The 13,623-nt window shown below is 45.6% G+C and carries 15 protein-coding genes; 1 reads left to right on the plus strand and 14 read right to left on the minus strand.

The annotated features are described in order from the left end of the window. Positions 1 to 35: 35 nt before the first annotated feature. From GF309_07715 to GF309_07765, 11 genes are all read right to left on the minus strand, one after another. Positions 36 to 1,748 (minus strand): FAD-binding protein, encoded by a 1,713-nt coding sequence (locus GF309_07715; GenBank protein ID MBD3158660.1) that lies wholly within the window; start codon positions 1,746 to 1,748, stop codon positions 36 to 38. After that, positions 1,748 to 2,494, minus strand: a complete 747-nt coding sequence (locus tag GF309_07720; protein MBD3158661.1) for a 4Fe-4S dicluster domain-containing protein — start codon at positions 2,492 to 2,494, stop codon at positions 1,748 to 1,750. Before GF309_07720 ends, GF309_07715 begins: the two co-directional genes overlap by 1 nt. A 4-nt stretch (positions 2,495 to 2,498) precedes the next feature. Next, the gene (locus GF309_07725) at positions 2,499 to 3,362 is read right to left on the minus strand and encodes a heterodisulfide reductase, subunit B (protein ID MBD3158662.1); all 864 of its coding nucleotides are present in this window, start codon (positions 3,360 to 3,362) and stop codon (positions 2,499 to 2,501) included. Next, positions 3,356 to 3,733 carry a heterodisulfide reductase gene (locus tag GF309_07730; protein ID MBD3158663.1) on the minus strand — a complete coding sequence of 126 codons (378 nt, stop codon included), beginning with the start codon at positions 3,731 to 3,733 and terminating at the stop codon, positions 3,356 to 3,358. Before GF309_07730 ends, GF309_07725 begins: the two co-directional genes overlap by 7 nt. Further along, positions 3,724 to 4,290, minus strand: a complete 567-nt coding sequence (locus GF309_07735) for a hydrogenase maturation protease (GenBank protein MBD3158664.1) — start codon at positions 4,288 to 4,290, stop codon at positions 3,724 to 3,726. The genes GF309_07730 and GF309_07735 overlap by 10 nt, the downstream gene beginning before the upstream one ends. After that, a complete protein-coding gene (locus tag GF309_07740; GenBank protein ID MBD3158665.1) occupies positions 4,218 to 5,705 on the minus strand; it encodes a Ni/Fe hydrogenase subunit alpha in 1,488 nt (495 codons plus the stop codon). Before GF309_07740 ends, GF309_07735 begins: the two co-directional genes overlap by 73 nt. Before the next feature lie 6 nt (positions 5,706 to 5,711). Beyond that, positions 5,712 to 6,692, minus strand: coding sequence for an oxidoreductase (locus GF309_07745; protein MBD3158666.1), 981 nt, complete (start codon positions 6,690 to 6,692; stop codon positions 5,712 to 5,714). Further along, positions 6,689 to 7,114: a hydrogenase iron-sulfur subunit gene (locus tag GF309_07750; GenBank protein ID MBD3158667.1), complete on the minus strand. Its 426-nt coding sequence runs from the start codon at positions 7,112 to 7,114 to the stop codon at positions 6,689 to 6,691. The genes GF309_07745 and GF309_07750 overlap by 4 nt, the downstream gene beginning before the upstream one ends. Next, entirely contained in the window at positions 7,114 to 9,093 is a 1,980-nt protein-coding gene (locus tag GF309_07755; GenBank protein MBD3158668.1) for a 4Fe-4S dicluster domain-containing protein, read from the minus strand. The genes GF309_07750 and GF309_07755 overlap by 1 nt, the downstream gene beginning before the upstream one ends. A gap of 483 nt (positions 9,094 to 9,576) precedes the next feature. Continuing rightward, entirely contained in the window at positions 9,577 to 10,185 is a 609-nt protein-coding gene (locus tag GF309_07760) for a fumarate hydratase (GenBank protein MBD3158669.1), read from the minus strand. A gap of 1 nt (position 10,186) precedes the next feature. Next, complete coding sequence (locus GF309_07765; GenBank protein MBD3158670.1) at positions 10,187 to 11,074, minus strand: fumarate hydratase; 888 nt, start codon at positions 11,072 to 11,074, stop codon at positions 10,187 to 10,189. Positions 11,075 to 11,340: 266 nt separating this feature from the next. On the opposite strand from GF309_07765, the gene GF309_07770 reads away from it, so the two are divergent. Further along, positions 11,341 to 11,844: a hypothetical protein gene (locus GF309_07770; protein ID MBD3158671.1), complete on the plus strand. Its 504-nt coding sequence runs from the start codon at positions 11,341 to 11,343 to the stop codon at positions 11,842 to 11,844. Positions 11,845 to 11,846: 2 nt separating this feature from the next. Here GF309_07770 and GF309_07775 read toward each other — a convergent pair whose 3' ends face one another. The 3 genes from GF309_07775 to GF309_07785 all read right to left on the minus strand — a co-directional run bounded on the left by GF309_07775 (position 11,847) and on the right by GF309_07785 (position 13,612). Continuing rightward, a complete protein-coding gene (locus GF309_07775) occupies positions 11,847 to 12,557 on the minus strand; it encodes an AAA family ATPase (GenBank protein ID MBD3158672.1) in 711 nt (236 codons plus the stop codon). Next, entirely contained in the window at positions 12,554 to 13,045 is a 492-nt protein-coding gene (locus GF309_07780; GenBank protein ID MBD3158673.1) for an AsnC family transcriptional regulator, read from the minus strand. Before GF309_07780 ends, GF309_07775 begins: the two co-directional genes overlap by 4 nt. A 225-nt stretch (positions 13,046 to 13,270) precedes the next feature. Then, positions 13,271 to 13,612 carry a hypothetical protein gene (locus GF309_07785; protein MBD3158674.1) on the minus strand — a complete coding sequence of 114 codons (342 nt, stop codon included), beginning with the start codon at positions 13,610 to 13,612 and terminating at the stop codon, positions 13,271 to 13,273. Between the last annotated feature and the right edge of the window lie 11 nt (positions 13,613 to 13,623).

The raw sequence follows: 13,623 nt of genomic DNA on the forward strand, positions 1-13,623 counted from the left end.
TCCTCTTGCAAAGGTCTATGCAGGAACGTAGAGTGTCAGGCAAATAGGTCGAGGCGCCGCTTGAACGGTTTCTCTTTGCCGTAGCCAGTGGCTTTCATGGTATTCTGTCCGAGATAGTTGGGGAGGATGATGGGGGTCCTACGCTCAGTCTCTATACCAGCTTTCTCCAGTTCCTTAGAATACCTATCGAGATGGGCAAGAGAAAGATCAGATTTCTTTGGCATTTTTGCCTTCTTCGCATGCTTGGCCGCGCTTATGCCGGACTTGCGACCAAATACAACGATTTCCAGCCATGAGTTGCCCATCAGACGGTTGTCGCCATGAACACCACCCGTGGTTTCACCAGAGGCGAAGAGGTTCTCAATCGGGCTGCCGTCGGGTTTCACAACCTGAGTCTCGCGATTGATTGCGATTCCACCATTCTGATAGTGGAGTGTGGGATGCACCAAAACAGGGTATTCTGTCGGGTCAATACCAAAACGTGTGAAAAGGCGGTAGATAGCAGCAAGGCCGTCTTCGAGTGCTCCTTCACCGCGCTTCTCATCAATCATCGGGGTATCGAGCCAAATCCCATCTTGACCCGTGGGAGTAGTAATACCTCTTCCTTCCCCGATTTCTTTCAATTCTGCCGCAGATTCGACGTCTCGTGGCTCCAATGGATAGATGAAAGCCTCGCCATCATCATTAACCAGCTGGGCTCCCATACTTCTGCACTTTTCTGTGACTAGCAAACCAACGATTTGCTCAGGGTACGCCGCACCAGTGGGATGATATTGGGTTGATTGCATGTGGATGATATCTGCGCCCACTCTATAAGCTGAAACCAATCCGTCACAGGTCGCTGCATAGTGGTTAGTGGTAGGAAAGCCAGCAACATGTAGCCGACCAAAGCCACCTGTTGCAATGACGGTAGCCTTTGAACGTACTACATGATATTCTTCGGTTTCCATGTTCCATAGTAGTCCACCAGCGACAGCACCACTCCCATCCGTTAGAAGAGATACGGTGGGACAAAACTCAAGGGTGTTAACATCGCGGCTAAGCGCTTCATCCATAAGGACTCTGGTCAGTTCAAGGCCGGTATAGTCCTTGCAACTGTGTATTCGCTTCCGTGAAGCACCTCCTGCCATGAGAAGCTGCATATCTCCATCCTGTTCCTTATCGAATGTAGCTCCCAGTGATTCAAGCCATTTGATTGCGAGTGGGCCCTTCTCAACTAGGTCTCGAGCCAGCGGCCGGTCATTTGTCCAGTGGCCCCCAGACAAGACATCAAGCCAGTGAATCATTGGAGAATCATCCTCTCCATCGCACGCCTGTATGCCGCCTTGGCTCATTTTGCTGTTAGAGTCACCCAATCGAAGGGCAGTCGAAACAAGGATGTCTTCCATTGCTATCCCTTCGTTATTCGCCCAGAGGATAGCAGAAAGACCGGCTCCACCAGTGCCAATCACAAGAAGCTCCGTGCTGTACTCTACTTCGGACAAATCTACATCAGCAGGATCCACACGGGGATAGGCCTCCAAGACATTTGCAACCTCTGTTGGCACGACTTTCCCTTTTGCCGGGCCGATAGCTAGTTCCCGGAAGAAAGCAGGATCCGATTTCCTATAGTCGGGATGCCATTGTCTCAGAAGCTCGTCGGATTCCTCCTCCGGAATCCTGTCGAACTCCATGTCTTTGCGTTCATCTCTGGTAGCATTGACTCGCCTTACTGATTCCATCATATGTTCCGGATATGGGTCTGTCATTATTCTTCACCGCCATTCTGGTCGAGACTGAATTCATTGCCAGCGCGCACATCGAGGAAGAGCTCCCGAATCCGATCTTCAGGTAGTTCAATTAGTTCATCCATCTGATCATCATATTGGCCTTCCTCAATTTCACTAACACGTTGGGTAACATGTTCCGCCTTTGGCTGGATATATTTTCCATAAAGCCGGCGAACAAGTTGAAACACATGGTAGTGGGTGATTTCCGCAGGACATCTTGCAGAGCAAGCACCACAGGATATACAATCAAAACTCAGGTCGGCTGCCTTCTCAAGATCACCCCGCCGTATCGCTTGGATTGCCCTCATTGGCTCCAAATTCTGTGGACAAGCTTGTGTGCAGGTATTACAAGAAACGCATCGGGTTATCTCAGGAAATATGCGGATAACTTCCTCAGAAGTGGCCTCTAGTTCATCTAAGTCCCATTCGGGTTTCCGAGCGGGAACAAAAGGTAACTGAACAAGATACATACCATCTTCCACTTTTGTTTGACATGCTAGGTCGATATAGAGTTTGTAATCATCCTTTTTTCTGTAAATCGTGGTACAAGCACCACAATAACCACCCCGACAACCCACACCTCTAATGAGCCGATAGCCTGCATATTCTTGTGCCTGCATTATCGTAAGCTCACTTGGCACTTCGTATGGTTTTCCCATTATGTAGATTGTTGCCATTTCACTCTCGGGTCGGTCTTTCTTCTCAACTTCTTGATTTTGTGACATGTAATCAACTCCCTTGTAGATTCTTCAAAACCAATTCTTCCCTTTCGGGTGATAAGTATGAATCAACTTCCAAAGCCATTGCAAGAACCTGTGTGAAGAATAGAACGGGCACATCCTTGCCCAAGTTCTCCACTCCAAGTCCAAGATTGTATGTACACAGAGGGCATGGAGAAATAATCAGGTCTGCCCCCGCTGAAACAGCGGATTCAACTATCGCTTTGCTTCGAATCTCTACAATTTCTTTTCTGAAAGCAGCGTGATAGTTTCCGCAGCATTCCATCTTGTAGGGGTAGTCAACTGATGTAGCCCCTATTGCACGGATGAATTCTTCAATAATCGTAGGGCTTTCACGTTTGTCAACAGCAACATCCTCAGGCCTCAATAGAGCACAACCATAATAGGGTGCAATCTTCAAATCTGAAAGCGGATTAGTGATTTTGTCGAAGATTGTGTCAAAGCCTATCTTATCTCGGAGTAATTGGAGGAAATGAGAAACCTCAAGATTTCCTTTGTAATTTGGTGCGTCGTCTATGTAATCATTCACGTTCTCACGGGTATCTTGTTCTGTTTTCAATGCAATATTAGTTCGTTTCAGAACATTGTAACACATAGAGCACAGAGTAGTAATCTCATTACCTGCTGTTGAACTAAGCTCTTCTTGTGCATCTATCAAGGTACGAACTGCTCCAAGATGGCGCATAATGTTATCAGAAAGACTGAAGTTAACACCACAGCAGTTCCACTCAGGTATCTCTTCCAGTTCTATGTCCAGCTTCTTACAAACCTCTAGAGCACTCTTTTCGAACTCAGGATAGCTATTTCTAAGACTACAACCGGGATAGTAGATTACGCGTATCACGATTACCACGTCAGTTTCTGTGCTGCTGCGGTCAAAGCAATTTGCGGCAAATCCTTGAGATTCTCTATCTTTCTCAAATCTATTGTTTCATAACCCCGCTCTCGGATTCTAAGCTCTCTAAGTGACTCCATTACGGCTGCAACATCGACACCACGTGGACATCGCACCGAACAAGTAAAACAACTAGCACAAATCCATGGGGTCTCATTGTCAAGCACGCTTTCGTCACCCCGTTGGATATACATGAGTACTTGATGCGGCAATAGATCCATATGAGCAGTAAAAAGGCAACCTGCAGAACACTTGCCACACTGATAGCAAGCATCTACATTCACGCCAGATATCTCACTTATCCGTTCTTCCAATTCATTCAAGCTGATTCACCTGTTAATTCGCATTGTATCAAATTGAGCAAGTTGTTAATTCCTGTTTCAAGTTCATAGGTAATTTCGTTGGTCATCTCTGGGTTATTGATACACAGACCGTATACAATTACACGGCTAGGAAATCGTAGAGGATAGAGTTCTCTGTAAATCTTCAAAACATCAAGGATACTAGCTGTATGCGGAGTAAGCATGCTTAGGGGTTTCTGATCAGCGAGCCCGGTAAACCGGATAATCTCGCCAGATTCTCTATCTGTACCTACAAAAGCGTCTATCAAAACAGCTCGGTCATAGCCTAAGAACCGCTCTGCAACAGAGAAGGGTGAAGAGGATGACCATGCCACCTCAACGGTGCTAGGCAGGTTGCATTCATTAAGCTGTCGGGCGGCTTGAATGCCTGCAGCGTCATCTCCGAATATCGGGTTACCCCATCCATAGATTATGGTCTTCTGCTCTTGAATAGGTTTGGTTACGGTAACTGCTAATTCGTTCCCCTCCTTATTCGCCGTATCACATTTCCATCGGAATCGCGGAATACTAGTTCCAATGGGCATCTACCAGGCAAAGAGTGAGTTGAACATGAAAGACAGGGATCATAGGCCCGATATGCCATCTCAACGCGGTTCAGAATTCCTTCAGAAACATCGCCATTGTGCACCAAAGCCTCAGCTGCTTTTCTCACGTCCAAGGATATTGCTGCATTATTCATGGTAGTAGGTACTATCAAGTTGGCTGAAGTGATTCGTCCCTTTTTATCAGCCTTGTAGTGATGAATCAATGTGCCCCGTGGAGCTTCAACACACCCAACACCCTCGCCTGTGAAACTACCATCCTTACTTCGGGGAGTTCCATGAATGATGTCGGGATCATCAAGTATCTCAAGCATCCGCTCAATGTTGTATACTGATTCAATTAATCGAGCCCAATTATAACCTAGAGTAGCATGAGCGGGTTTGCCTAGCGTATCAATGAATTCCTCGTATGCCTCCTGAGCAAGAGGGGTTGGCATTCCATCTGTCACGTTTAACCGAGGTAAGGCATTCACTCGGTAGATGCCACTCTCTTCTCCATCAGCAAAACCCTTCCAACCGATGTTTTTCAGGTAGGGGAATTTCGAATAGCTCCATGGTTGGCTGACTTCCTCTATGTGGTCAAGGTAATCATTCGGTGAGAATGTGAAACTATCATCTCCGCTAGGATTGATGACTTTCAGATTTCCGTCATAGAAATTCATCTGGTCGTTTTCATCAACGAGCCCCATATAGTAGGTTTCAAGCCGATACATGTTACCGAAGAACAAATCATGATACTTCTCGTTCTCGATAATATTTGATTTGAAGAAATCGTGGAAATCTAGCGTAAATTCCAAGATTTCCTTTGACATCTCTTCAATAGTGTTTCTCTCTTCCTCGGTTATGAGTCGAGATACTCCTCCAGGTAGGGCGATGACCGGATGAACAGCCTTCCCTGCTATGATTTCTTGGATTTTTTCTGCATCAGCATGGTACTTGAGAGCATCTTTTGCTATGTCCGGGTGTTCCTGAAGCAATCCAATGATATTCCGAGTTGAGGGTTCACTATTTTCGGAGAGAAAGAAGTCAGGGGAAGCTAAAACGAAGAAGTGTAGAAGATGTGAATGCAAATTGTGAGCATTATAGGATAACTCCCGTAGCTTCTTGCTAGCAGGTGTTGGCTCTAATCCGAAAAGCTGATCCATAGCTTTGGCAGCAGACATATGATGAGCCCAAGAACAAACACCACAAACCCGTGATGCAATCCGTGGTACTTCTTCTGCTTGCCGTCCCTTTAGAAAGCCTTCAAAGCCACGGTAATCAAGCACTTGGAAGTAGGCATTCTTCACATTGCCTTCATCATCAAGAATGATATTGATTTTCCCCTCACCCTCAAGACGGGTACAAGGTTGAATCCTGATGATTTCATCGTCAGATCCTATGTCTAGTTCGGTCATCGTATATCATTTCTCCTGATGTTTTCTGTTGATTATTGCCACTGGAAGTGCAAACCTGTAGAAGAGTCCAACCGGATCGATAAACCCTTCCGACAGAAGACGCATGAGCTCCTCTTCACTGATTTGTTTCTCTTTGCCCAACATAATCGATGAAGCTATACTCGAAAGGAATTTTGTTCCTTGGTCGCGTATCTTTGGCGTTGGACCAAAGCATCCACGGCAGGGCATATTCCTATACGTGCACCGGGGTTCGTCTCCACATCCAGCCCGCGTTACTGGACCAAGACAGAGAACACCCTGACTCAAAAAGCACTCCTCTTCGTTTAAGTCGCTCTCATGAACTCTCATTACTTTGTCAATCGAGATTTTGTCAGGCTTTTCTCGTTCGCAGTACTCACATACTGTCCCTTCTTTCGCAAGGAAAAGAGCATCCGGAATGTTGCCATTCTCACGGTAGTCTCTTACGAAATCAATCAAATCAATTACAGATTGTACAGGGGGAGGACAGCCAGGAACAAATACATCGAATTCTACCAAATCTGCGGGAGAAGATGTATAATCCCGTAGCTCGGGCATTTTCAGTTCTTCGATTGTGATTTCTTCAAGGCTAGGAACACCTTCAGCTCTCGTATTAGGAGCGTTGGAATATGCAGTTGTAAGAAGTGATTCCTTCGTTTCTACATTTCCTAAACCAGGAATCCCTCCGTAACATGAACAGGTACCGAAGGCAACAAGGACATCAGATTTTTCCTCCAGAAGACGCAGAACAGTCTCATGTTCATCCGTTCTGACTGCTCCGAAGTACACACCAACGTCAATGTTTTTGACAGCCTCTAATTGTTCAATCTTGCCATCTACAACAGCTGGCCAGTACACAATCTCTGCAATCTCAGCCAAATCCGCGAGTTTCGTACCTACATCTGTGAAAGCAACATCACAGCCGCCACAGATTGATCCATATCCTACAGCCAGTTTTGCTTTCTTCATTGCACTACCTCACTCTGTTCCATGACAAAGGGTCCAAGATCACGCAATTCATCAGTAAATGCACTAATTGTCTCAGCGAATTTTCGGCCCTCGCTAGCGCTAATCCAGTCTAAACGGACACGCTTCGGATTCACTCCCATCTGCTTTAGGAAAGTTTTGAGAACAGTAATCCGTTTGAAGGCCTGATAATTTCCGCGAATATAGTGACAGTCATTGGGAGTGTGACATCCTGCGATGAGAACACCATCGGATTCTCGTAGTGCCTCAAGGATATGAGACAAGTCGATCCTTCCAGTACACGGAAAGCGCACTGGAGTCACGGTTGGGGGATACTTAATTCGACTTGTTCCCGCCATATCGGCACCAGCATATCCGCACCATTTGCACAAGAAAGCAGTTATCTTTGGTTCGAAAGTCATCATCATAACCCTCCAGTGATAGCATGAATCATGTCCATAGCCTGTCTATCGGTCATGTTGATTAGCTCGATAGCTCCAGCTGGGCATGTTGATGCACATGAGCCACAGCCTTCACATAGCACATCTTCTACTTTCGCTTTACCATTATCCATTGAAATCGCGCCATACGGACATACATTCACACATAATCGACAGCCGGAACAGAGGTCCCGCTCGATACGTGAGACCATCGGAGGATGTGATATCTGATCGTGTGATAGAAGATCCAGTGCTTTACTAGCTGCTCCACTAGCCTGAGCTACTGTGGTCTGGATGTCTTTGGGACCATGTGCCAACCCAGCAACAAAGATGCCAGAAGTGGGAGACTCGACAGGCCTCAATTTCGGATGTTCTTCTTTTATCCAGCCATATTCATCATACTGAGCCCCCAACTTGGTTGCCAGGTCTCTTACACCCTTTGGAGCAACCATGCTCAAAGCTAGTACAACCATATCGAAGTCTTCTTCCAACCGCTCCCCTTTCAGTGTGTCAACTCCAAATACAGTAACCTTTCCATCCTGCTCAAAAATCTTGGAAACCTTGCCGCGAATATAGTTGACTCCCGCATCCTCGCGAACCCGATTGATGAACTGCTCGTAGTTCTTTCCGGAAGCTCTCAAATCGATGTAGAAATTGCATACCTCAGCATTTGGATAATGTTCATGGAAAAGCAGAGCATGTTTACTTGAATACATACAACAGATTGCCGAGCAGTAATCATTATGATTCTCATCCCGTGAGCCAGCACAATGAATGAAAGCTATTTTTTCGGGTATTTTTCCATCACTTGGACGTCGAGGAATACCACTTGTCGGACCGTTTGGCGACAGCAATCGCTCGAATTGCAATGATGTAATGACGTCAGGATATGTACCTGCGCCGTATTCTCCGATATTCTTGGGAGAATACATCTCATAACCCGTTGCTACAATCATTACTCCTACGTCTTCTTCAACAATCTCGGGCTTCTGATCATAATCAATTGCATCTGCTTCACAGACTTCTTGACACTTGGAGCAAACTATGTGTTTCATTCCCTTAGGATTCAAACACGCGTCAATATCGATTGTGTAAGTAGAAGGAATTGCTTGGGGGAATGGTATGTAAATTGGTCTTCGAAATGTAAGGCCTTCGTCAAAATCAGATAATGTAAACTCCGGACATACATCTTCGCACTCAGCACAGAGATTACACGCATCTGGGTCGATATAGGTGGGGTTTTTTCGAATCTTTACATGGAAATTGCCAACATAGCCTTCAACATCCACTACTTCTGAAGATGTAAGCAACTTGATATTCGGATGGTTGGCAACTTCCGACATGCGTGGTGTTAGTATGCATGATGCACAGTCGAGTGTCGGAAATGTTTCTGCTAGTTTGGCCATATGTCCCCCAATTGTAGATTCTTTCTCAACCAGAAGTACCTCGTGACCGGCATCAGCAATATCAAGCGCTGCCTGAATACCGGCTATTCCCCCACCGATAACTAGGGCTCTTCGATGAAGGTCAACCTGAATAGAATCTAGTTCCTCATTGGAGGCAACTTTTTCAATCATAGTTCTGGCAATTCGCACCGCTTTATCTGTCGCCTTCATTCGGTCTTCGTGTACCCATGAGTCTTGTTCGCGTATGTTTGCGATTTCACATTTGTAGCGGTTCATACCGGCTCGTTCAACCACATCACGAAAAGTGCGCTCATGAAGGGATGGAGAACAAGCTGCGACCACTACAGAAGTGAGATCGTGTTCATTTATGGCGTTCTGAATAAGTTCTTGGCCAGGTTGGCTGCACATATAGTCATAGTCTTCACTATGCACAACAGAGGGGTGTTTACCAATTCGTGCAGCTACCTCTTCAACATCTACCGTCTCAGCAATGTTTCTGCCGCAGTGACACACAAATACGCCAATTCTCTCATCGGGTTTTTTCTCGTTATCTGTCAAACTCACTTATCTCTCCTAGAATCAGTAGGGTAAACTCTTGAAAACGGTCGTTTAGTCGGAAAGGTTCTTTTGAACTGAGCAACAACGGGAAATGCCTTCGTATTTTACGAGAGCCCCACACCCACTAAATAACTCTGCCGAATCGGCAGAAAAAAAACGATAGTAAACCGATTCTAAGGGCAGAATTTTGCTTTTTTGGTTTTGTTCTGCTTTGCGCATTGGGCGAGGAGACGAACACATACGTCCAGCGAAGGTTAAATTAGGTCAAATTGCAGAGGATTTGATATCGGGGGTTCAATATCATCGAAAGGGAAGACTTGGCTCTATTGTTTGCATTGCTTGTACTTGCATTAGTGGCCTTGTATGGCGTATCAGTTCCGATTTTGCGAGCACTTGCAGATTGAGAAAGCAAAAAAAAGCAAGATTAGTAGCAGGGAAGCGATGTCCCTGCTACGTGGCTACTCTACATTCTCAATAAGGATTCTACTCTTCTACACCAATTATCGAGTACACTTCTGCCTTTTTTGTACTGACTTGGTCATCTGCATCATCATGCAGGCTGTTACCATGGGAGTCCATAGTTACCATGAGTGGTCCGAATTCCTCGGCTGTGATTACCCATAAAGCTTCAGGCATCCCAAGATCTGACCATTCATAAGCTCGAACCTCCTTTAGCCCTCGAGCAGCAAGAGCTCCACAACCTCCAGTAAAACTGCAGTAAACCGCTCCAACCTCCTTTAGAGCCGCCAGTGTTCTATCAGCCATACCACCTTTCCCGATGATAACACGAGCTTTATAGTTCCGTAAGAACTCATCCTCGAAGATTTCCATTCGAATACTCGTCGTTGGGCCAGCGGAAACAATATTCCATTCTCCGTCCTTCTTCTGCGCAACTGGACCTACGTGATAGACAACACTGCCTTCAAATTCGACAGGGGGTTTCTCTCCCTTTTCATACATCTCAAGCGCGCGCTCGTGGGCCTCATCTCTAGCAGTATAGACGTGTTCACCGCTCACATAGATGACATCGCCAACCTTTAGCTTGCGAGCTTCTTCTTCTGAAATCGGTGTAGTTAGATGATACTCTGCCATTTTACTTACCCTCCAATGGATGCGTGATATATTCTACTTTGAGATCCTTCGAAATAGTAGCTGTGCTCCGTCTCGCAGCCCAGCATTGTACGGCAACTCCAACTGGAAGGCTAGCCGGATGGCGCATAGCATAGTCCACCTTTACATCGAGAACAGTGGTCTTACCACCAAGCCCCATTGGGCCGATGCCTGTTGCGTTCAAAGCCTCAATAAGTTCCTCCTCGATTTCTGCTACTTCAGGTTCGGGGTGCCTTTGATTAAGTGGACGTAACAACTGCTTCTTTGCTATCTTCAAACTAATATCGGCCCCACCGCCAATTCCAACACCGATGATATTCGGGGAGCATGCCTTGCCCATGTAATCCATGGCATTATCAACAACTAGCTTCTTTACACCTGCTAGACCGACACCGGGTTTCAGCATTCCAACAATGCTTACATTCTCACTACCTCCACCTTTAGGAAATGCAGTAATCTCCAGGGAATCACCAGGTACTAATTCCCAGTTGAGCCATGGGATTTTCTCACCAGTGTTGTCTCCCGAATTACCTCCAACGATAGGATTCACGGCATTGGGTCTGAGTGGAACGTTCTCAGTTGCCTTCCTCGTCGCTTTCGCTAATGCATCCTCTACTTCACTCAAGTAAGGGAAATCGTATCCTGCCTTCAAATAAAAAATCATTATGCCAGTATCTTGGCACATGGGTACACCAGTTGATGCGATTTCCAGATTCTTGAGGATAGCAGACAATTGCGTCTTCGCGTTTTCGTTTGTCTCACGCTCATATGCTTCGCGAAGCGCCGTTTCAACTTCATCGGGCAACTCCGTTGCAGCTTTCGTGAGCAAACGAACTGTAGCGTCTGTGATTACCTGCTGCGGGTCCTTCATTCTATCAGCTTCTTTTTGTGTTTGAAAGAGGGTAATTTCCCTCTATCTAAGTGAAAGCCGGGAGGGGCTAATCTTTGTTGTGATTTGTAAATGAACATGGCAATACAAACGGATAATTCCATAGTCTTTCTTTCCAAGTCCACAATCATAATGTACCAAGACAAGATTAGTTCTTATTCTACTCCGCGGAACCTTTAATCAAGATAGGCAAGTAGGTGTTACAGTCAAATGGTATCAGTGCAGAATGAATCGAGTTGGTGAGGAGTTTGGAACATACGCTTTCGGGAATGCTGGCATTTATCGCGTCAGTAGTGTTTCTTTCACTCGTAAGTTACCAAGATCTCAAGAATCGTCATGTCGAGAACAAGATAATGATTGCAAGTGCTATTATTGGCACTTTGCTTACGTTAGTATCAGGGCATTTTTTTCAGTTCGTGTGGCAACATATACTTGCAATATCAGTCACGTTTCTTCTCGCCACGGTCCTTTTCCGAGCTGGTTCCATTGGTGGAGCAGATTTCAAATCGCTTCTCATTATAGCGGTCATGAGTCCCGGAGCTGAATTCCATAGTATTGGCAATCCACTATTCGAGAGTGTGATAGTGCCCATGCTACAGGTACTTCTCATGTTAATTATGGGGAAGATTTGGTGCATTTTCAAATGGGGAAAGAAACTAGATGATGAAGCAGTACCACCCCTATTACCTTTCCTCTTAGCAGGTTATCTTCTGCTCCAGACTCTTCCGCCTCTAGTGATGATTGCACTATGAGGTTACGCCTCAACCCTGATGCCATTCTCAGAGATTACGAATCTGTGCTTCTTCATGCTATGTGCAGTTCTTCGCATCTTCCAGATCAATAGATTTCGATTGAGCTTGTCATTGATTATGTCAAGATCCAAGAGAATCAAACCCTGGGTAACGAATTCCTCAACTCCAGTTCGGCTGAGTGCATTTGGGGTCGTAGTGTCGCAAACCAAAATTGAGGTTACACCAAGCTGTCGAAGAAGCGCACTCAGTTTGTATATCTCTTTTCGAACATTAGAAGTCTCATCGAAGTTCATATTCAGAGCGGATAAGCTATCTATAACAACCCGATTTGCTCGTACTTCTTCAACAGCATCGTAGATTTCTTGTGCGAGTGTGCTCAAATCAAAGCCGCGCCTTAAGGCATGAGTCTCTGAAGTTGGCAATCCTGCCTTGCTGGAAGCGGCATCAATCATTACGAGTGTTTCTTCTTGTTCTAGTGTTCCGATATCCCAATTGAATTGGAGTGCTTCTGCTCTTAGTTCGTCAGGTCTAGATTCAAGCGTAACGAAAACACCTGATTCATCATAGTTTCGAGCTCCCATACAAAGAAACTGAAGCCCAAAAACTGTTTTCCCAGATCCCGCCGGTCCAGAGAGTAATATGGAGCTGCCTTCTACGAGACCTCCTTCTACTAGCTCATCGAGGCCTGGAATGCCAGTCTTGACCCGCTTCATTCCGAATCAAACTCCCTAATTTGACTTAGTTCCCAACCCTTAACAACTTCAGCCAAAGATACTGAATCAACCGAAACTACATCAGGAGCCTTTTTGAGTTGGTTAACCTTGTCAGCTATTGCATTCTCGCTGGAGCCCATCAAAACTGCATGAATAACCATTGGTTCTTTCGCCACAGCTACCAGTAGATAATCGTCATCCTCAGCCAATTCCTCGGCAAAAGTCAATGTTCGATCTTGGCTGATATCTGGTATTATATGCCCACCAATTTCGATTCGCAGCAGAGAAGCATCATGATATCCACAAGCTTCAGGTTCAACAAGAGCAGCGAAGCGCGTAACTACACCTTTTTCCTGTAGCTTCTTTGTTCTGAAATGTACCGTTGTATCAGGACGGCCTACTTCCTCTGCAATTTGAGTAAATGGCTTTCTTGCATCTTCCTGAAGAAGATGAAGCAATTTTTGGTCTAGTTCATCTAGATTTTCCATGCGTCCAAGACCCCAATGCAGGCAGCATGCTGCTGAGCAGATAATCCCCTTAGTCAGTAGCCTATTAAGGGTTGCCCGATTCGCAACAAAACACAAGGGGATTGAGAGATTCGCGTTTCATCGCAGGTATAATGTGAAGGCCTCAGTTTTTGCAAGATTGAAGATACAAGGGGTAACAATTCGCAATTTGTGAAACAAATACAAATCACGAACTGAAAGTGGAATCTAGCTCTCAATCAATGATGGGGGTAAAGTGAATGCGTAGATGAGCGTCCACAATAGAACCCAAAGGAGCAAATATGAAGGTAAGGAATCGGTAACCAGCTTTTGGTAGCCTCCAAGTGCTTCTGGATCCATGTTCATAATGTAGACCAATACGTACAGACTTATGACGTAGATGAGCAAGCCAAAGACGATACCCCTTGTCCCTGCAAAAGCAGGCCCAGCAACACCACAGATAATTGCGCTAATGCAAGCGAAGAAAATTTTGACGTAATAATTGAGATCGCTTGGATCATCTTTCCATCTGTCGAAAATGGTGTGAAAGACTGAGCTAAGGGGGTCCATTTGGAATCACC

It is taken from the genome of Candidatus Lokiarchaeota archaeon, assembly GCA_014730275.1.
Taxonomy (GTDB): Archaea; Asgardarchaeota; Thorarchaeia; order Thorarchaeales; family Thorarchaeaceae; genus WJIL01.